At 66.5% G+C, this 19563-nt stretch carries 17 protein-coding genes; 7 read left to right on the plus strand and 10 right to left on the minus strand.

What is annotated here, in order from left to right; genetic code table 11:
• Positions 1-33: 33 nt before the first annotated feature.
• Together C8C98_RS07405 and C8C98_RS07410 are read right to left on the minus strand one after the other, a co-directional pair.
• Entirely contained in the window at positions 34-405 is a 372-nt protein-coding gene (locus C8C98_RS07405) for a DUF4148 domain-containing protein (protein ID WP_121453730.1), read from the minus strand.
• A 159-nt stretch (positions 406-564) separates the two neighbouring features.
• On the minus strand, positions 565-2229 hold the full coding sequence (locus C8C98_RS07410; RefSeq protein ID WP_121453731.1) for an adenylate/guanylate cyclase domain-containing protein: 1665 nt from the start codon (positions 2227-2229) through the stop codon (positions 565-567).
• 247 nt (positions 2230-2476) lie between these two features.
• Between C8C98_RS07410 and C8C98_RS07415 the strand changes: the two genes are divergently transcribed.
• Positions 2477-3193: a Crp/Fnr family transcriptional regulator gene (locus tag C8C98_RS07415; RefSeq protein WP_121453732.1), complete on the plus strand. Its 717-nt coding sequence runs from the start codon at positions 2477-2479 to the stop codon at positions 3191-3193.
• A gap of 251 nt (positions 3194-3444) precedes the next feature.
• A complete protein-coding gene (locus C8C98_RS07420; RefSeq protein WP_121453733.1) occupies positions 3445-4374 on the plus strand; it encodes an N-formylglutamate amidohydrolase in 930 nt (309 codons plus the stop codon).
• A 23-nt stretch (positions 4375-4397) separates the two neighbouring features.
• On the opposite strand, the gene C8C98_RS07425 is transcribed toward C8C98_RS07420, so the two are convergent.
• Positions 4398-5567 carry an esterase-like activity of phytase family protein gene (locus C8C98_RS07425; RefSeq protein WP_121453734.1) on the minus strand — a complete coding sequence of 390 codons (1170 nt, stop codon included), beginning with the start codon at positions 5565-5567 and terminating at the stop codon, positions 4398-4400.
• Between the two features lie 195 nt (positions 5568-5762).
• Between C8C98_RS07425 and C8C98_RS07430 the strand changes: the two genes are divergently transcribed.
• Together C8C98_RS07430 and C8C98_RS07435 are read left to right on the plus strand one after the other, a co-directional pair.
• A complete protein-coding gene (locus C8C98_RS07430) occupies positions 5763-6437 on the plus strand; it encodes a response regulator transcription factor (RefSeq protein ID WP_121453735.1) in 675 nt (224 codons plus the stop codon).
• A 109-nt stretch (positions 6438-6546) separates the two neighbouring features.
• The gene (locus C8C98_RS07435) at positions 6547-8019 is read left to right on the plus strand and encodes a sensor histidine kinase (protein ID WP_121453736.1); all 1473 of its coding nucleotides are present in this window, start codon (positions 6547-6549) and stop codon (positions 8017-8019) included.
• 131 nt (positions 8020-8150) lie between these two features.
• Here C8C98_RS07435 and C8C98_RS07440 read toward each other — a convergent pair whose 3' ends face one another.
• From C8C98_RS07440 to C8C98_RS07470, 7 genes are all read right to left on the minus strand, one after another.
• Positions 8151-8903, minus strand: coding sequence for a zeta toxin family protein (locus tag C8C98_RS07440; protein WP_099742509.1), 753 nt, complete (start codon positions 8901-8903; stop codon positions 8151-8153).
• The gene (locus C8C98_RS07445; RefSeq protein WP_121453737.1) at positions 8900-9148 is read right to left on the minus strand and encodes a hypothetical protein; all 249 of its coding nucleotides are present in this window, start codon (positions 9146-9148) and stop codon (positions 8900-8902) included. The genes C8C98_RS07440 and C8C98_RS07445 overlap by 4 nt, the downstream gene beginning before the upstream one ends.
• Positions 9149-9207: 59 nt before the next feature.
• Positions 9208-10002 carry a DUF6882 domain-containing protein gene (locus C8C98_RS07450; protein WP_233574482.1) on the minus strand — a complete coding sequence of 265 codons (795 nt, stop codon included), beginning with the start codon at positions 10000-10002 and terminating at the stop codon, positions 9208-9210.
• Between the two features lie 21 nt (positions 10003-10023).
• Entirely contained in the window at positions 10024-10797 is a 774-nt protein-coding gene (locus tag C8C98_RS07455; protein ID WP_121453738.1) for an alpha/beta hydrolase, read from the minus strand.
• Between the two features lie 129 nt (positions 10798-10926).
• On the minus strand, positions 10927-12057 hold the full coding sequence (locus tag C8C98_RS07460; RefSeq protein ID WP_370450360.1) for a GGDEF domain-containing protein: 1131 nt from the start codon (positions 12055-12057) through the stop codon (positions 10927-10929).
• A gap of 215 nt (positions 12058-12272) precedes the next feature.
• Positions 12273-13031: a 16S rRNA (uracil(1498)-N(3))-methyltransferase gene (locus tag C8C98_RS07465; RefSeq protein ID WP_121453739.1), complete on the minus strand. Its 759-nt coding sequence runs from the start codon at positions 13029-13031 to the stop codon at positions 12273-12275.
• 147 nt (positions 13032-13178) lie between these two features.
• The gene (locus tag C8C98_RS07470) at positions 13179-14318 is read right to left on the minus strand and encodes an aminoglycoside phosphotransferase family protein (RefSeq protein WP_121453740.1); all 1140 of its coding nucleotides are present in this window, start codon (positions 14316-14318) and stop codon (positions 13179-13181) included.
• A gap of 223 nt (positions 14319-14541) precedes the next feature.
• Here C8C98_RS07470 and C8C98_RS07475 point away from each other — a divergent pair, with 223 nt between their 5' ends.
• The 3 genes from C8C98_RS07475 to rsmA all read left to right on the plus strand — a co-directional run bounded on the left by C8C98_RS07475 (position 14542) and on the right by rsmA (position 19165).
• A complete protein-coding gene (locus C8C98_RS07475; protein ID WP_121456114.1) occupies positions 14542-16845 on the plus strand; it encodes an LPS-assembly protein LptD in 2304 nt (767 codons plus the stop codon).
• 12 nt (positions 16846-16857) lie between these two features.
• A complete protein-coding gene (locus C8C98_RS07480; protein WP_121453741.1) occupies positions 16858-18300 on the plus strand; it encodes a peptidylprolyl isomerase in 1443 nt (480 codons plus the stop codon).
• 88 nt (positions 18301-18388) lie between these two features.
• Positions 18389-19165 carry a 16S rRNA (adenine(1518)-N(6)/adenine(1519)-N(6))-dimethyltransferase RsmA gene (gene rsmA / locus C8C98_RS07485; RefSeq protein ID WP_121456115.1) on the plus strand — a complete coding sequence of 259 codons (777 nt, stop codon included), beginning with the start codon at positions 18389-18391 and terminating at the stop codon, positions 19163-19165.
• Positions 19166-19563: the final 398 nt, after the last annotated feature.

The following is a 19563-nucleotide window of genomic DNA, read 5'->3' on the forward strand; positions in this document are numbered from 1 at the left end:
TGGCGGCCTACCGTGCCCCTGAACGCCTCAACATCAATGGGCTGTGTTGGCGGCAGCTTGGCCGGCAATGCGGCTCACATCGCCACCCAGGCGGCGCACTTCGGCCACAAACTCGGGGCCGCTGCGCAGGCGGCGGTATTCGGCTAGGCGGGCTTCGTAGGCGGGATCGGCATCGGGGGTGCGGTCGCCTGCATTGGCTTGGCCCAGGCCAGCGCGGTTCCACAGGTTCAGGTCGGCTTGCACTTCAGCGCGGCTCAGTGCGGGGCCTTGGGCGACGGGCTCGGCGCCCACCCATTGCTCGGTCAGCAGTGTGGGGGTGGCGGCCGAAGCGGCACCGGCAAAGGTGGCGGCAGCCACAGTGGCGATAGCGATCAGGGTCTTGGCGGCAGTCTTGGCGTTGGTCATAGCAGTTCTTCCTTTGGAGTGATTCCTGCAGTGCGTGATTGCGTTCTGCATGGGAAGAAGTTTCCGTTTTGGGTGCGTTGGCGTATGTGCGTAAACGCACAGGTTTTGCGAGGTTGCCAGAGCATCAAGCCCCCGCGCACCACGGCCGCGCCGCCATGCTCATACGATCAAAGGCGGCCCCAACAGCTGCGACGGCCGCTTCACATGCAACACCTGCAGCGGCTGCGAACGCCCGCGCACCTGCACCTCTTCGGGCATGCCCAGAGCGTCGGCCACGCCGGCCAGGCGGGCCGACTCCAGCGACAGCACCAGCCGCGCGCCCACCACTTTGGAATGGTCTTGCAAGCGGCTGGCGGTGTTCACCACCTCGCCCACGGCACTGAAGGTGGTGGTGTCTTCATAGCCCACCTGTCCCAGCGCCACGCGGCCTGCGTGCAGGCCCATGCCAAAGTCCAGCGACTGGCCAAACTGGGTGCGAAAGGTCTCGCTCCAGGCGTCCATGCGCTGCTCGATCAACGCAGCAGCCTGCACGGCCTGGCGGCAGGCGGTGGGCAAATCGGTCTCCAGCCCAAAGATGGCCATCACGCTGTCGCCAATGAACTGGTTGGCCATGCCACCGCTGTCTTGTACGGCCGCACCCACGCGGGCGAAGTACTGGTCCAGCATCCAGGCCAGATCAAACGGCCACTGCCGCTCGGCCATGCCCGACCAGCGGCGCAAATCCACAAACAAGATGGCCACCGGCCGCTCTTGTCCCAGGCGCCCAGGCAGCGGGGCCTGGCCGGGCTGGAACAGGGGCGTGACCTGCACATCGCCGGTGGGGCGCAGCTGGCAGGCCAGGCGCACGCCCGGCGGGGCCTGCACGCGGGCCAGCGTGGTGCGCTCGTCGCGGCCAGGCTCGGGCACATGGGCACTGGGCCCATCCACCCGCACGCGGCAGGTGGAGCAGCGCGCCCGCCCGCCGCACAGCGCCAGATGGGCAATGCCGTGGCTGCGGCTGGCCTCCAGCACCGTAAAGCCACGCGGCACTTGCACAGCGCGGTCGGGGTAGTGCAGGGTGATGGGCCCGCCCCCACGGCAGCGCCGCAAGGTGCGCCATGCCCAGCGCAATGCCAACAGGGCGCCCACGGCAGCCACCCAGCCCCAGCGCAAGGCATCCTCCAGCCAGGCCGACGCCGCCACGGCCTGCGCGGTGCGGCCCGAGGGCGGTGGGGGCAGCGCGCTCACCTCCCAGGCAATCTCGCGGGCCATCGACAACAGGCCCAGCGCCGCCAGCACCGGCAGCAGCACGGCCCCTGTGAGCAAGGCGGGCTGCCAGCGCCGCCACACCGGCCGCCCGCGCATCGCCATGTGCAGGCCCAGGCAGCCATGCCACCACGCCGTGATGAGCAGCAGCGACTGCAGCACCAGGTTCTCGGGTCGGGCCAGGCCGTTCACCATGCGGCCGTAGGGGGGCGATGCGCCCATGGATTCAAATGCCCAGCGCGTGGCGACAAAGTGCCCCGCCAGCAGCAGCGGCAAGCACAGGCCCAGTGCCAGCCGCACACCCTCCACCCACGGCATGCGCAGGCTGCGCCGCTGCCACAGGGCCACGCCTGCCAGCGCCAGATGCGTGAGCAGCGCGCCATACAGCAGCACCGTGCCCGGCACCGAATGCCACCCGCTGCTGATCACCTCCAGCAGCGCATCGGCCACCTGCAGCGACACCAGCCCCGTGGCGTGGTTGCCCAGGTGCAGGGCCACGTAGCCCCACAGCACCAGGCCACTGCCCCAGCGCACCTGGCGGAGGGAAGGCAGGCGCGAGCGGATCAGGGCAAGGGACATGAAAGGGAGGGGATGGAAAAGGTCAAAACACAGGACACAAAAATGCAATGCGAGGGCGAGCCCCCTCACAAAGAAAGGCCCCACAGGCGGTATCACCGACAACGCGCCCCACCCGCAACGAAGCCCACCACAGAAGCCCAGTACAGCACTGAATTCTGAAGCTTGTGAGCATAATCCGCCCACTTAGCACACCTCTGCGGCGCCAGCCTTGGGGACTGCGCCCACCCTTTGGTTCCATGAACGTTCCATGAACGCACCGCAATCCCCCCGCTCCACCCTGGCCCTGCGCCGCATCGCCCTGTTTGAAGGCCTGGGCGAAGCCTGCCTGGACCGCATTGCCGCCGAGTGCGACTGGCGCACGGTGGAGGCGCGCACGCCCCTGTTCACCCGCGCATCGCCGGGTGGCGAGGTGTACTTTTTGTGCGCGGGGCGCGTGCGCATCACCACCTATGCGGCCAGCGGGCGCGAGGTCACGTTTCGGGACTGCGAGGCGGGCGAGCACTTTGGCGACCTGTCGGCGATTGACGGGCAACCCCGCTCGGCCGACGTGGTGGCGCTGGAGGCCTCGGTGCTGGCCAGCCTGTCGGCCCCCGCCTTCATTGCGATGCTGGAGCGCGAGCCCATCGTCGCCCTGCGCATGATGAGGAACCTCACGACCCTGGTGCGGCGCCTGACCGAGCGCGTCATCGACCTGAGCACCCTGGGCGTGCAAACCCGCCTGCACGCCGAGCTGCTGCGCTTAGCCCATGCGGGCGGGGTGCCCAGCGACAACGCCGCCCGCATCGACCCCGCCCCTGCCCACGCCGTGCTGGCCAGCAAAATCAGCACCAACCGCGAGCAAGTCACCCGCGAGATCAGCGCCCTGACCAAACGCGGTCTGCTGCGCAAGGACGGGCTGCACGCCCTGGTGGTGACCGATGTGCAAGCCCTCGCCGACCTGGTGGCCGAGGTGCGCGGGGACTGAGTACCCCGGCGTTGGCACACCAGCGCCCGCCAATTGCTATATTTTTCATAGCTACTTGCGCTTGATATACTTGCCCTGGAGCCTGTTTTCGCCTTGAATGCGCACCCGTGCGGCGCGCAGCGGCCCTGCCCCTGCCGGGGTGAATACACCGCTCCACCGGCCCAAGCCGCCATACTGAGGGAGCCCTGCGCGCCCCCGGATGCCGGTCCGGGTGGCCAGGCCAGCCACCCCCATCAACAGATGCCTTGCCTATGCATGCAGCTTTGACCCCACAACCCCACACCACCCAGCCCGGCGCCGCCAGCGCGCCCGCCACCCCATCGCCAGCGGCCACGCCCGCCATGGTCACCACCGTGCCCGGCACCAGCGCCCTGGTGTTTGACTCGCCCCACAGCGGCACCCACTACCCCGCAGACTTCCGCTCCGCCTGCAGCCTGCCCACACTGCGCCGCGCCGAAGACACGCACGTTGAAAAAATCTACGCCTTCGCCCCCGCCCTCGGCGTGGCCTGGATCGAAGCCCACTTCCCCCGCATCTACCTCGATGCCAACCGCGACACGCTGGAGCTGGACACGGCACTGCTCGACGCCCCCTGGCCCGACCCCGTCGCCACCGACCCCACCGTGCTGAACAAAGTGCGCCTGGGCAAGGGCCTGATCTGGAAGTTCACCGACGAAGGCGAGGCCATCTACAACCGCCTGCTCACCGTGGAAGAGGTGCGCGCCCGCATCGACCACTGCTGGCGCCCCTACCACGCCGCCGTGGCCCAGGCCATTGACGCCGCCCACGCCCGCCACGGCTACAGCATCCACATCAACTGCCACTCCATGCCCGCCATATCGGCCAGCCACGCCACCGACTTTCCGGGCCTGGTGCACGCCGACTTTGTGGTGGGCGACCGCGACGGCACCACCGCCCGCCCCGCCCTGTCGGTCCTGGTGTGCGAGCACCTGCGCGGCTGTGGCTACAGCGTGGAATACAACCACCCCTACAAAGGCGTGGAACTGGTGCGCCGCTACAGCGCCCCAGCCCAGCACCGCCACAGCATCCAGCTCGAAATCAACCGCAAGCTCTACATGGACGAGAGCACGCTGGCGGAGAACCCTGAAGGGATGGCGCGGTTGCAGGGGGATTTGAAGGCGTTGACGGAGAAGTTGCTGGGGACGGATCCGCGGGGGTAACCTAAAAATGCCTGCGAAGCGACTCAATCCGGAATGACCTCGAAGACGATGAACTGATTCGCCTGAGTAGTGACCGTGAAGTTGTTGTCTGCCGCCAGCACGATGGTCCGGTGCCCGTTCGGCAAGGTTTTCCCCCAGGTGATGGCCTCAATGTTGTCGAGCTTCACACCCTGGTAGTTGATGGGCATCTCCAGCAGCAGCTTCCGGCTCATGGGCGTGTAAGTTGCTGCACCGGTGAGGCTCGCCATGCTGGTCACGTTGGTCGTGCCATCGGTGATCTCCGTCAGCACCAGACGGATGGTGTTGCCAATACCTGAGGCAAAGGCACGCTCCACCGCGATGAACTTCTTGTTGCCAATGGCGAGGATGTCAGAAAGGCCATTGTCCGGGCCGAAAGGAGCACCCGCCGGAGCATCCACCGGAATCTTCGGCAACTGGTACGCATACTGCGCCTTGGCTGATCCCGTGGCCGGGTCAAGTGCCGTCACGCGCACCACGCTGCCCGCCTGCAGGGTGGTGATGGGGCCGTCCTGAATCAGCGCGTCCTCATTGGCCACGAACACCGTGCCATCGGGCGCCACGGTCAACGCTTCAAACAGCTTGTTGCTGCGCCCGCCCGTAGTGGTGTTGTCCACGTAGTTGTAGATCGCCGGTGTCTTGAACTCGCGCACGAACTTGCCCGCCGTGGTCATCTCTCGCACAAAAGGCTGGAACAAAGTGGCAGCCGTCGAGCCCCAGTTGCCCTCAGACGACCAGTACAGGTTGCCATTGGGTGCGAGGCGAATCGCCTCTGGGTCCACCGTGCGCGCAGCGGCGGGGAAAGAAGAGCCATCCTCGCGCTGCATGTACGTCTGGCGGTTGATCTTGACGGTGACAGGGCCGGTGCCGGCATAGTCAATGCTCAGGTTGTAAAAGCGTGGCGTGCCCCGCTCTCCGCCCCGGTCGTCCGAGATGGCCCAAAAACTACCGTCCGTGGCCTGGTCCAGCCCCGAGATACCACCAAACTCCACCCCCTCAAACAGCGTGCCCGTAGGAATGGAGGCTGTGCCGATCAATTTGAGCGAGGCGACGCGGGATTCGCCCGCGTGATTGCCATCGTCGCTGCCGCCGCAGGCGACCAAGGTGACCGCCAGGGCGGTGAAGGCAGAAGCCGCAGCCAAGCGACCCCAAAAGGAGTGGAGTACGGAGCCCATATCAAGTCTCTACGCGGTGATGGAGGAAGCCAGAGAGTTTGGGCGGGGAGTGCGTCAAAGGTATGACACCCCAGCCAGCCAAGCAGACACCAGGCGGGTGTTGCTGTGGGGGCCTCTGGGCGACCAGCCACTGCGTGCCCCCCCATGCAGCGCCCTAGAATCAGCAAGAAACCACGCCGCCCCAGGAGACACCCCATGCGCATCCTTATTGCCGAAGACGACCAAGTGCTGGCCGATGGCCTGCTGCGCACGCTGCGGGCCTCGGGGGCGGTGGTGGACCATGTGGCCAGTGGCAGCGAGGCGGACGCGGCGCTGATGACGAACACCGAGTTTGACCTGCTGATCCTGGACCTGGGCCTGCCCAAGTTGCATGGGCTGGAAGTGCTCAAGAAGCTGCGCAGCCGGGGCTCGGCGCTGCCGGTGCTGATCCTCACGGCGGCCGACAGCGTGGAAGAGCGGGTGAAGGGGCTGGACTACGGCGCAGACGACTACATGGCCAAGCCGTTCAGCCTGCAAGAGCTTGAAGCCCGCGTGCGTGCCCTCACGCGCCGGGGCATGGGCGGGGCCAGCAGTGCCATCAAGCACGGGCCGCTGGTGTACGACCAGGCCGGGCGGGTGGCAACGATTGACGGCAAGATGGTGGAGCTGTCGGCCCGCGAGCTGGGCCTGCTGGAGGTGCTGTTGCAGCGCGCGGGCCGCCTGGTGAGCAAGGAGCAACTGGTGGAACGCCTGTGCGAGTGGGGCGAAGAGGTGAGCAACAACGCCATCGAGGTGTACATCCACCGCCTGCGCAAGAAGATTGAAAAGGGCCCGATCCGCATTGCCACGGTGCGTGGTCTGGGCTATTGCCTGGAAAAAATCCCGGGCTAGCCGCTTCCAGCCAGGGCGCATTCACTATGAAATCAATAGCTGCTAGCGCTTATCCATTGAGCGCTAGAGCCATTTTTTACTCAAAATTTCGCACCACGCCGGGGGCGCAGTGAAAATTTTCCAGCGCGAGCAGCGCTCGCTGTTTGGCGAGATTCTGGATTGGATGCTGACGCCGCTGCTGCTGCTGTGGCCGGTGAGTCTGGCGCTGACCTGGCTGGTGGCGCAGGGCCTGGCCAACAAGCCGTTTGACCGCGCGTTGGAGTACAACGCCCACGCCCTGGCGCAATTGGTGGGGGTGCAAAAAGACGGCGAAAAGGGAGGGAAGGGCGGCGAGGTGCAGTTCAACCTGCCGCAGCCCGCCAGCGAGATCTTGCGGGCCGATGATTCGGACATCGTCTACTACCAGGTGATGGGGCCGGGGGGCGAATTCCTCTCGGGCGAGCGCGAGTTGCCTGAGCCCCCCGCCGATGAAACCCCTATGTCTGGCGAGGTGCGCCTGCGCGATGCCGAGCTGCGCGGGGTGGAGATTCGGGTGGCCTACATCTGGGTACGGCTGCCGCTGCAGGGCGGCCCGCTGGCGCTGGTGCAGGTGGCCGAGACGCGCGAGAAGCGCAGCGTGCTGGCCACCGAAATCATCAAGGGCGTGATGCTGCCGCAGTTCGTCATCTTGCCGCTGGCGGTGCTGCTGGTGTGGCTGGCGCTGGCGCGGGGCATTCAGCCGCTGAACCAGCTGGAGCAGCGCATCCGCGCGCGCAGCCCGGACGACCTCTCGCCACTGGACGACCACGCCGTGCCGCTGGAGGTGGCCCCGCTGGTGTCGTCCGTCAACGACCTCCTCACGCGGCTGAACGAGTCGCTGGCCACGCAAAAGCGGTTTTTGGCCGACGCGGCCCACCAGCTCAAAACGCCGCTGGCGGGCCTGCGCATGCAGGCCGATCTGGCGCAGCGCGAGGGCACGAGCACCGAGGAACTCAAACGCTCGCTGCAGCAAATTGGCCGCTCCAGCATCCGCGCCACGCACACCGTCAACCAACTGCTGGCGCTGGCGCGGGCCGAGGGCAGTGGCGTGGGCATCGCCCGCCAGCCGTGTGACTTGGCCGAACTGGCCATTGAGGTGGTGCGCGACTCGGTGCCCCGCGCGCTGGAAAAGCACATTGACCTGGGCTACGACGGGGCGCTCCCCGAATCGCCCGGCGTGTGGCTGGACGGCAACCCTACGCTGCTCAAAGAGCTGGTGCGCAACCTGGTGGACAACGCGATCAACTACACCCCGTCAACACCCGACAAGCCCGGCGTGGTCACCGCCCGCGTGCTGGCCGACACCTTTGGCCATGTGCTGATGCTGCAGGTGGAAGACTCGGGCCCCGGCGTGCCCGAGGCCGAGCGCGAGCTGGTCTTCCAGCCCTTTTACCGGGCGCTGGGCAGCGAAGCGGACGGCTCGGGCCTGGGCCTGCCCATCGTGATGGAGATTGCGGCCAAGCACGGCGCTGAGGTGCTGCTGGAAGATGCCCACCCCGGCCAGCAACCGCCGGGGGCGCGGTTCAGTGTGCGGTTTCCGGCGCGTGCGGAAGACGTGGGCTGAAAAACCTTGGGCTCGGGCCACCAGTCCAGCCGTGAAGCAAGCCGTGGCACGCGAGCGCTTCGCATGTCGCTGCAGCAACCCATGTGCAGGCAAAGCCTTGGCAACGCAGCCACACCGCTCACGGCAGTGGGTTATGGCGCCGATTCTTCCGGTTCAAATTTGTCCCACAGCGCAGTCTTGAACCATGCAGGCATCTCGTCTGTTTTCATTTCGATTTCAACGCCGTCCGTCACCTCTGCGATCCACACGCGCTCTGATCCCGAGTTGTCGAAGATGTAGGCCCGGTCGGCATAAGCCACGGCCTGCGCCAACAACTCAAGCGAACGCACGTAGCGGCTGCGAATTTTGTCTTCCGCTACCGGGTGCCCGCCCGTCTCTACCCGGTATTGCACGCGGGCCACATTGATCTCAGCATCTTCCGTGGCCACAAAGTACAGGTAGGTCCGATAGCCCGCCTGCTGGGCTTTTCGCAAAAATTCAACCTTGTCGGGCGACGACATGACGGTTTCAAAAGTAAATGAGACTTGGGCCACCAGCAGCTTGTGGCGGATGAAGTCAGCCAGAACCGAGGCCCAGTACGAATTGACGGCAACTGCGCCAAAACCCACCTTGCCATCCACCACCGTCAACTGCTGCGCTTGTGGCAAAAGCCCCGCCTTTGCCAACAAGGTAGACGCTTGGAAGAACGTTTGGAGCTCAGCCGCATCGGCCATGACCTCAAAGCTGGACAGGTCCAAGTAGCCATCAGAGCGGATGGCTTTTTCCATCTCGTCCGCGTTGACATACACACCCAGCCACTGCGGCGGGAGCATGTCTTTGATGGTGCTTTTGCCCGAGCCATTGGGTCCCGCAAACATGCGCAGACGTGGAACGGGTGCTGTCATGCCCGGCGCGCCCGCACCCGTTTGGCCCCCACCGTCACCGCTATAGGCTTGGCAATGGAGCGAATCACACGCACCTTGCCTTCTGCAGTGGTTTCAATTAACTGCCCATCACGGGCCTCGATCACTCTCCCACTGGTGGTCAACGCCTGCAAATAGGCCAGCTTGACGGCACTGCCCGCCAACTCTGGGATGCGGGCTTCCATGCGTTGCATGGATTCTTCGCTCATCTGAGAAGGGGTCTTCATGGGGTACTCCTTGGTTGACAAGGTTTATACCAGCCGCAAATAGCCCATGGCTTTGGGCGTCATGCGGTGACATCACCAGGATGGATAACGCTTGCCCTGCGAATGCCCATGAGCGCCATGAACAAGTAGCCGTTGTCGGTGGGTGCGCGGTACACGCCCTGGGCTTCAAGCACGTAGGCGGCCACGCCAGCCAGCTCCCAGGCGTCGACCACGTCGGCCTTCCACTGCGGCACCACCAGCGGGGCAAAGCCGTTGTCCAGCCCGTACTGGCGCACGGCGCTGATGCGGCCCACCACCTGGGGGTGCAGGCTGAAGTTGGCCCATGACCAGCGCCAGGTGCCGCTGGTGTTGGAGATGGAGCCGATGAATTCCACGTCGGCCACCACGGCGGGCACGCCGCCGTTAGAGAAGGTGAGCGTGGCGCTGGCCTGGTCGTAGTCAAAGCGTTCGTGGGTGGACAGGCCATACGCCTCGGTCAGCCGCCCCTGGCGCGTTGCCAGCGCCTGGTGGCACACGGTGACGGTGTCCACCCACAGGGCTTTGACCTCGTCGTCCATGGCCTGCACGCTGGCGGCGCGGGCATCCTGGTAGCAGTGCTGGCACACCAGGCGGATATCGACCTGCCCCTCGTTCTTCTCATTCCATTCGCCCTCTTGCTGAAACAGACGCTCGCAGGCGTCGCACCAGGCATCGGGGCAGGGCTCGTCGGCCGTGGGCGGGTTGCAGTGCCAAGCCTGCACGGGTTGCTGCTGCAGGTGGGCGCACAGGTAGGCACTGACCGACGGGCCGTGGGTGTCGCAATGGAGTTCGGTGGTAGCAACGATAGGGGTCGGAGTGGAGGTGGATTCGGTCATCGGAACGGGTTTTCAAGGCGATCAACGCAGGCCTGCCAGCCACTGTGCGTAGGCAGGGTGCTGCGATATGGAATTGTGGCCCACACCATCGGCCACCTGCAGCGTGGCCACGCCGGGCGCAAAGCGCGTGTGCAGCAGCCGGGTGCTGGCCTCAGGGATGACTTCGTCGTGCTGCGCCATCAGCACCAGGGTGGGTGCAGTCACGGCAGGGGCGTAACGGCCAGAATCAAACGGGTCGCGCAGCAGCCAGCGCACCGGGAAGAAGGGGAACTGCGCGCTGGCAATGCCGCGAATGCTGTCGTAAGGGGTGACCAGCACCAGGCGCTGCACCGGGCGCTGGCTGGCCAGGTGCACGGCCACGCCCGTGCCCAAGCTGCGGCCCACCACGGTGATATTGGGATGCTGGGCGTGTACGTGGTCGAACAGCGCAGCCGCATCGGCGAACAACGCTTCTTGGGTGGGCTGGCCCGTGCTGCCGCCATAGCCCCGGTAGTGCAGCAGGTACAGCGCATGCCCGGCAAAGGCGGCTTCCAGCGCTGGCAGGCTGGCGGACACGTCTTCGGCATTGCCGCCAAAGTACACCAGCGCGGGCGCGCCAGGGCGTGGACGGTGGGTTACCACCAGTTGAGCCCCCGGCACGGCCAGGCCAAAGCTGGGCACCTGTGGGCCTGCACTGCGCGGCTGGGGAAAGTAGATGAGCGATCGCTGAAAGCCCCACAGGGCCGCGCACAAGGCTGCGTACACCAGCGCCCCCAAACCCAGGGCTACAACGAGAGAGCGGGAGAAAGAAGGCATGGAGATCGGCTCAAGGGAATGCGAAGAAGACGGAGAGGATCGCACCAGCACCAGCACCTGCACCAACGCCGGACCCGGCGGCGTGGACCATGCCCTGCGCGGCGGCGGCACCTGCGGCGGCAGGCCGCATCACGCCAATCCGGGCTCCAGCACCACCCGGTTGCGGCCCTGGGCTTTGGCGGCGTACAGGGCCTGGTCGGCCCGCTCCAGCGTGCGCGCCAGGGTATCGGCCGAGGTGTGGCGGGCCAGCCCAATGGAGACGGTGATGGCGATGGGCTTGCCCCCCTGGGGCAGTGGCACCCGCATGGCCTGCACGGCCAGGCGCACGCGCTCTAGCAGGGCATGCGCCTCCTCGGTCGGGGTGTCGCACAGCATCAGCACAAATTCTTCGCCGCCCCAGCGGGCCAGCAGGTCGGTGTCGCGCACGCTGTGGCGCACCATGTCGGCAAAGGCCCGCAGCACCAGGTCGCCGTTGGCGTGGCCGTGGGTGTCGTTGACCACCTTGAAGTGGTCGATGTCCAGCTGCGCCACCAGCAGGGGGTGGCCGGTGCGCAGGCTGCGCCGCTGCTCGAGCTGCATGCGCTCGAACATGGCGCGGCGGTTGAGCAGGCCCGTCAGGTCATCGTGGGTGGCCAGCTCGCGGATTTGCTCCAGCGCACGGGCGAGTTCGGACTTTTGGCGGCGCAGGTGCTCGCGGGTGCTTTGCACGCGGGTGGTGAGAAAGGTGCTGCTGAGCAACACCACCACCACCATGCCCACGTAGGCGGCTGCAACCACGGGGGGGTAACCGGGCTCGTCGCGCAGGGCGACCGCGCCCGAGGCCACGCCAAACACCACCAGGCCGTACAGCAAAATGCCCAGCATCTGCCGCGTGGTGAGCCCGAAGATGCCGAACATGAGGATGATGGCCAGGATTGGCAGGGTGACGCCCCGTGCAGGCCCCGCGATGACAAAAGCCACGGCGCAACAGGCGATGGAGTAGAGGATTTGTGCCAGCGTGAGGGAGGGGTCTTTGAAGCGGCGCGACCAGCCGCTGCGGATGGCCGCATACACCACGATGAGGCCGATCACCGAGCACACCGTCCACACCCGCACATGCGCGGCGTTGGCCAGGCCCGCTGCGGCCACGGCGTTCATCACCAACAGGCAACACACCATGAGCAGCGCCGCCAGCCCCGCCATGGCCAGGCGAATGCGCTGGCGCTTGTCGGTGGTCAGCACCCAGTCGGTCCAACGCCGGCAGTACGTGCTCAGATGCAAGTGGTCCCCCCCGCTGTGGTGGTGCACGGCCGCACACAGTGGCACAGGGGCCCGATCATGTGAGGATGCGCTCGCTATCGCTGTTCCGAACAAATTCTACGGCGCACAGGCATAACAGCAAGCACTGAATGCGCTGTCGGGCTAGGCGAGTTCATCCAGGCAACCTCGATACCTGCGCACCCGCGGGCAGGGGAACACCAGCCTGTTCCCTGCGTTCAGACCAGTGTGAGCGCGGCCAGGGCCGCCAGGGGGGCAGTTTCGGCCCGCAACACGCGCGGGCCCAGGGTGGTGGGGGCAAAGCCGTGTTGCACGGCCAGGGCTTCTTCGGCCGCGCTCAGGCCACCTTCGGGGCCCGAGAGGAACCACACCGGCCCCGCCCCTGCCGCAGCCTGCAGCAGGGGGCGTGTGCCTTCGCGCAGCGACAGCAACAGGCGCAGGCCAGTGGGTGTGCCACTGGCGGGCTCTGCGGCAGCGGGCTCAGCATGGGCACGCACCCAGGCGGCCAGGTCCAGCGCGTCGTGCACCACGGGCACGCGGTTGCGGCCGCATTGCTCGCACGCGGCCACGGCCACGGCCTGCCAGTGGGCGAGTTTTTTGTCAGCGCGCTCGCCCTTGAGCTTGAGCACGCTGCGCTCTGCCACCAGCGGGGTGATGCTGGCCACGCCCAACTCGGTGGCTTTTTCGACCAGCCAGTCCATGCGCTCGTTAGCCGTGATGCCCGCGAGCAGGTGGATGGCGCGGGGCGCCTCGCGCTCCACCGCATGGTGGGTGCCCACCTGCACGCGCACGTCGCTGCGGCCCATGCGCAGCACAGTGGCCTCAAATTCGCCGCCTGGGCCATCTGCGCCGCCGTGGAACAGGGTGATGCCATCGCCTGGCTGCAGGCGCAGCACCTGCACATGGCGCGCAGCGCCCGGGGGCAAGTCGAGTTCGGCACCAGGGGCCAGGTCAGCGGGGCAGTGGAAGCGGGGCATCTACTATTACTTTCATAGCTGCCACCGCTTGATTAATAAGCGCTGGAGGCCAATTTGATTCAAAACCGGGGCCGTGCTGGCGTTGTCCCCCTCCCGCGCAGCGAGAGAGGGGGAAGGCGCGCAGCGACTCAGGGGGGGTGTACTTCTTTACATGCGCCCGTAAGCGAAGCCGGTGACGGGTGTCGTGCCCTCGATCTCATCCACCAACTGCAGCAGCGGGCCGAGCTGCCGGTAGCGGTTGGCGGTGGAGCGGATGTAGTGCAAAAAGCGAGGGGCGTCGGCCAGGTACTTGGGCTTGTCGTCGCGCAAGGTGAGGCGGGCAAAGATGCCAGCCACCTTGAGGTGGCGCTGCAGGCCCATCCATTCCACCGCGCGGTAGAACTCGCCAAAGTCCGCGCCCCAGCCGCTGGCGCTGTTAGCCCCCAGCAGCCCGGCCTTGCGGGCCTTCTCCCAGTAACGCACGGTCACGTCGATGACGAATTCCTCTTCCCAGCTGATGAACGCGTCGCGCAGCAGGCTGGCGATGTCATAGGTGATGGGGCCGTAGACAGCGTCCTGGAAATCCAGCACCGCCAGCGGGCCGCCCTCTTGCAGCGGCACCATCAAGTTTCTGGTCATGAAGTCGCGGTGCACAAACACGCTGGGCACGGCCAGGTTGTGCGCCACGATGAGGTTGAAGGCGTTGTCCAGCGTGGCCTGCTGCTTGTCATTGAGCGTCACGCCCCGGTGGCGGGCCAGGTACCAGTCAGGAAACAGCGACAGCTCGCGGCGCAGCAGGGGTTCGTCGTACACGGGCAGCACGCCGGGGCGCGAGGCTTTTTGCCAGTCCAACAGCACGTCGGCGGCCTGCTGGTACCAAGGCAGTGCCGCTTGGGGGTTTTCGGGCTTCAGCAGCTCAATCAGGGTCTGCTTGCCCAGGTCGGTCAGCAGCATGAAGCCGCCCACCTCGTCCCACGCCAGAATTTGCGGCACGTTCAGGCCCGCGCCCGCCATCAGGGCCTGCACCTGCACGAAGGGGCGGCAGTTTTCCTTGTCGGGCGGGGCGTCCATGACGATGCAGCTGGCGCCTTGAGCGGTGTCGATGCGCAGGTAGCGGCGAAAGCTCGCGTCGGCCGAGGCCGGGCGCAGGCTGGCAGCCACCAGCTGGTGGCTGGCCACCAGGGGGGCGAGCCAGGCCTCAAAGGCTTTTTGGCGGGCCGCATCGGGCCAAACCACCGCGCCAGGCGCCGCAGCGCCCGTGGTGTGGGTGGAAGAAACAGGGGATGAGGGGGAAGAGGGGTGGCTCATGGATAATCGGATTTTACAAACCCGCCCCCACCGCCTTGCCATGGGCCATCGGCGCGGGTGATTCCATCCGCCCTCGCCCCCTACGCCCCACGTGCCACGCCGCAAGCCCACCACCGTGCAGACCCCTTCCCTCCGGACCCGGCCCGCTGCGGCAGCTGCATTGCGGCTGCGCCCCCCCGTGCCCACTGCGCTGGCCTATTGCGTGGCGCTGGCCTGGTGCGGCATGCCCCTGGCCGCCCAGGCACAGGACGCCGCACCCAGCGCCTGGGATGCCCCCATCACGCTGCGCAAATCCCCTGCGCTGCAAGAGACGATTCCGGAAGCCGTGCGCTCGCAGTTGCCGGTGTTCGTCACGGGCGACCGCATCAGCGGCCAGACCGACTTGAACGCCACCATCGAGGGCAACGCCGAGCTGCGCCGGGGCGACACAGTGATCCGCGCCGACCGGCTCGACTACACCGTGCCCGATGATCTGGCCAAGGCACGCGGCAATGTGCGCATCAACCGCGCGGGCAACTCCTACGAGGGCTCGGCGCTGGACCTGAAGGTGGAAGCGTTTGAAGGGTTCTTCACCGACGCGCGCTACCGCTTCCTGGCCACCCAGGCCCACGGCGAGGCCACGCGCGTGGACTTCCTGGACCGCGACCGCGCCCTGGTGCACAGCGCAACCTACACCACCTGCCAGAAGGACGACGAGGCCAGCTGGCGCCCGGCCTGGGTGCTGCGGGCCGACACGATCCGCATCGACAACGAGGAAGAAGTGGGCACGGCCGAAGGCGCGGTGCTCGAATTCCAGGGCGTGCCCATCCTGCCCATTCCGTACATCACGTTCCCGCTGTCGGACAAGCGCAAATCCGGCCTGCTGCCCCCCACCATCGGGCTGGACAGCCGCGACGGCCTGGAATACGCCCAGCCCTATTACTGGAACATCGCCCCCAACCGCGACGCCACCTTGCGCGCGGCGCTGATGAGCAAGCGCGGCGCCAACCTGGGAGGCGAGTTCCGCTACCTGGAGCCCACCTACCAGGGCGCCATCAGCGGCGATGTGATGCCATCGGACAGCCTGCGCGATCGCTCCCGCTGGGGCATCACGGCCAAGCACCAGGGCTCCATTGAATCGAGCATGGGTGGCCTGGGCCTGAACCTGAACCTCAACCGCGTGAGCGACGACAACTACTGGCGCGACTTTGGCCGCGCCTCAGAGCCGCTGCGCCAGCGCCTGCTGCCCAACGACGCCTCGCTGTCCTGGGGCTCGGGCGATATCTCGGCGCAGGTGCGCACGCTCAAGTGGCAAACGCTGCAAGACGTCACCTCGCCCATCGTGCCGCCGTACGACCGCATGCCGCAGCTGAACTGGCGCTACACGCCATCGACCCTGCCTGCGGGGCTGGATGCCAGCGTGGAGCTGGACACCACGCGATTTGAAGCCGCACGCGCGCTCACCGGCCAGCCCAATGCCGACCGCTCGTACGCCATCGCGCAGATCAGCCGCCCCTTCCTGGCACCGGGCGGCTTCATCACGCCCAAGCTGCAGTTGCACACCACGCAGTACCAGTTTGACAGTGCGTTGTCCAACGGCTCGCGCTCGGCCAGCCGCACGCTGCCTACCTTCAGCCTGGACAGCGGGCTGGTGTTTGAGCGCGATACCAGCTTCTTTGGCCGCTCGTTCCTGCAAACGCTGGAGCCCCGCGCGTTCTACACCTACACACCGTTCAGCGACCAAAGCCGCCTGCCGGTGTACGACACGGCCGCCAACGACTTCAACTTCGCCACCGTCTACACCGAAAACGCCTACGGCGGCAACGACCGCATTGCCGACAACAACCTGCTGACGCTGGGCATGACCACCCGCCTGCTGGACCCGGACACCGGCGCCGAGAACGTGCGCTTTGGCGTGGCCCAGCGCCTGCGCTTTACCGACCAGAACGTGACGCTGCCGGGCGTGGCCCCGGTGAGCGAGCGGCTGTCGGACGTGCTGGTGGGCGCGGGCATCAACTGGACGCAGCAGTGGGCGTTTGACTCCACCACCCAATACAACCCCAAGACGCAGCGCTCAATCCGCTCCACCATCAGCGCCCGCTACAGCCCCGGCAACTACCGCACCGTGAGCGCGGCTTACCGTTTCCAGCGCGGCACCAGCGAGCAGGTCGACATTGGCTGGCAATGGCCGCTGAATGACCTGTGGGGCGACAAGGGCCAGGACCTGGGCGCCGGGCGTGGACAAGGTGGTGGCCGCTGGTACAGCGTGGCACGCCTGAACTACAGCATGCAAGACCGCAAGCTGGTAGACACCGTGGTGGGCCTGGAGTACGACAGCTGCTGCTGGATTGGCCGTGTGGTGCTGGAGCGCCTGCAAAACAGCACCTCCACCTCCAACACCCGACTGCTGTTCCAAATCGAATTTGTGGGCTTCTCCCGCCTGAGCCTGGGCTCCAGCCCCCTCGAAACCTTCAAGCAACACGTGCCGCGCTACCAGTACCTGCGAGACCAGGTCGGTACGCCCAGCCGTTTCAGCAACTACGACTAAATCGACACAGCCATGAACCACCGCGTGATGACATTGGCCCTGGCGGCCAGCCTGGCCTGCCTCGCATCCCAAGGCGCTGCGGCGCAAGGGCTTCGCCCCTCCAACAGCGCCAGCAAGGGGCTGGCGCAGCAACCCGCGGCGGCTGCGGCAACGCCTGCCGCCAAACCCGCAGCCAAGCCCACACTGGCGCTGCCCACCCCCTCAGCCGCCGACACCGGCCCGCGCTCGGCCGACTACATCGTGGCCATCGTCAACTCCGAGCCCGTCACCAACTACGAAGTGCGCTCGCGCATCGCCCGGGTGGAGCAGCAACTGGCCCAGCAAGGCGGCAACGCCCCCACGCCCCCGCGCGAGCTGATCGCCCGCGAGGTGCTGGAACGCATCATTCTGGAAAAGGCCCAGCTGCAGTTGGCGCGCGAAACCGGCATCCGTGCTGACGACTACGCAGTGAACCAGGCCGAGGCCGCTGTGGCCCAGCAAAACGGGCTCACCGTGAGCGAGTTGCAACGCCGGCTGGTGAGCGAGGGCCTGAACCGCGACCGCTTTCGTGAAGAGCTGCGCAACCAGCTCTTGATGCAGCGCGTGCGCGAGCGCGAAGTGGACGCCAAGGTCAAGGTGAGCGATCTGGACATTGACCAGTTCATCCGCGAACAACAAGGCTCCGAAGTGAGTGCCGCCGAAATCAACCTGGCCCATGTGCTGGTGCGCGTGCCCGAAGACGCCAGCCCCGCCGTGGTGGCCGAGCGCCAGGCCCGCGCACAGCAAGCGGCCGACAAGGCCCGCGCGGGGGAAGACTTTGCCAAGGTGGCCCAGGAATATTCCGACGCCCCCGAAGGCCGCCGCGACGGTGGCCTGCTGGGCCTGCGCCCCACCGACCGATACCCCGAGTTGTTCGTCACCTCGACCCAAGCGCTGGCGGTCGGTGGCATTGCCGGGCCTGTGCGCTCACCCGCCGGGTTTCACGTCCTGAAGGTGGTGGAGCGCTCTGCTGCAGGCTCTGGCCCCACCGTCGTGCAAACCAACGCGCGCCACATCCTGCTGCGCACCGGCCCCCAGTTGACCGAGGCCGCTGCCGCAGCGCGCCTGAGCGACTACCGCCGCCGCATTCAGGCTGGCCAGGCCGACTTTGCCACGCTGGCGCGCGAGCATTCGCAAGACGGCAGCGCCAAGCAAGGCGGCGACCTGGGCTGGGCCAACCCCGGCCGCTACGTGCCCGAGTTTGAACAGGCCCTGAGCGCCCTGCGCCCCGGCGAAATCAGCGAACCCCTGGTGTCGCGCTTTGGCGTGCATCTGATCCAGCTGGTGGACCGCCGCGAAGCCAAGCTGAACCAACGCGAGCAGCGCGACATGATGCGCGACGCCGTGCGTGAAAAGAAGCTGGACGAAGCCTACGCCACCTGGGCGCAGGAACTGCGTGGCCGCGCCTACGTGGAATACCGCGAGCCCCCCCAATGAACATGACCCCCACAGTCGCCCACTGCGTGTGGCTCCTTGCCCCCCGAGGGGGCCGCGTTTTGCCTTGGGGCGGCCCGGCGACAAAACCATGAAGCACATCCCACGCAAGCGCTTTGGGCAGCACTTCCTGTCTGACCAGGGCATCATCGAAGGCATCGTCCAAGAGATCGCCCCGCAGCCGGGCGACCCGATGGTGGAAATCGGCCCCGGGCTGGCCGCCCTCACGCAGCCCCTCGTCGAGCGCCTGGGCCGCCTCACCGTCATTGAACTGGACCGCGACTTGGCCGTGCGGCTGCGCCTGCATGGACAGCTCGATGTGATCGAGTCGGATGTGCTCAAGGTCGACTTCACGGCCCTGGCCCAGACCTTTCGCGAACGCCTGAACCAACCCACCCTGCGCCTGCGCGTGGTGGGCAACCTGCCCTACAACATCTCCACCCCCATCCTGTTCCATCTGCTGGAGCATGTGGACGTGATTCAAGACCAGCATTTCATGCTGCAAAAGGAAGTGATCGACCGGATGGTGGCAGGGCCCTCCACCAGCGACTATGGGCGCTTATCCGTGATGCTGCAATGGCGCTACGCCATGGAGAACGTGCTGTTCGTGCCCCCAGAGAGCTTTGACCCGCCCCCGCGTGTGGACAGCGCCGTGGTGCGCATGGTGCCGCGCGAGGCCCCTGCACAGGTCAACGTAGCCCTGCTCGAAGAACTGGTGCAAGTGGCCTTCAGCCAGCGCCGCAAGCTGCTGCGCCACACCCTGGGCCGCTGGCTCGAAGCGCGCCAGTTTGCAGGCACCTTCGACACCCAACGCCGCGCCGAAGAAGTGCCCGTGGAAGAATACGTGGCACTGGCACAGCAGGCCTGATTTTGCTCTTAAATTGATAGCTGTTGGCGCTTTTGGGAAAAGCGGTAGCGGCCAATTTGATCAGTATTGGGACAGTCTAGGGGCCCAGGCTGGTCGCGCAGCAGATGTGCCCACCAACATCACACCGGTCTTGATGCGATGCCAAATCCGTCAGTCAAACATCAATGGGTGGGAACGAAACAGGCTGGGAGCAGATCCCGGGCTTCCGTCGCTCGCGCCCATGTCGTCACTCACCTTCGCAACTGGCGCGGCCAAGGCGAGAGACACCGCGCAAGGGCCTACGCCGGCCGCACCGCCCCGCCGCGCTGGTGTCGTTCCCCTTCCCGAACGGCGCAGCCGTTCGAGAGAAGGGGGGAAGGCGCAAAGCGCCTCAGGGGGATGCACAGAATTCAAGCCGC

The organism is Acidovorax sp. 106, assembly GCF_003663825.1.
Taxonomy (GTDB): domain Bacteria; phylum Pseudomonadota; class Gammaproteobacteria; order Burkholderiales; family Burkholderiaceae_C; genus Acidovorax.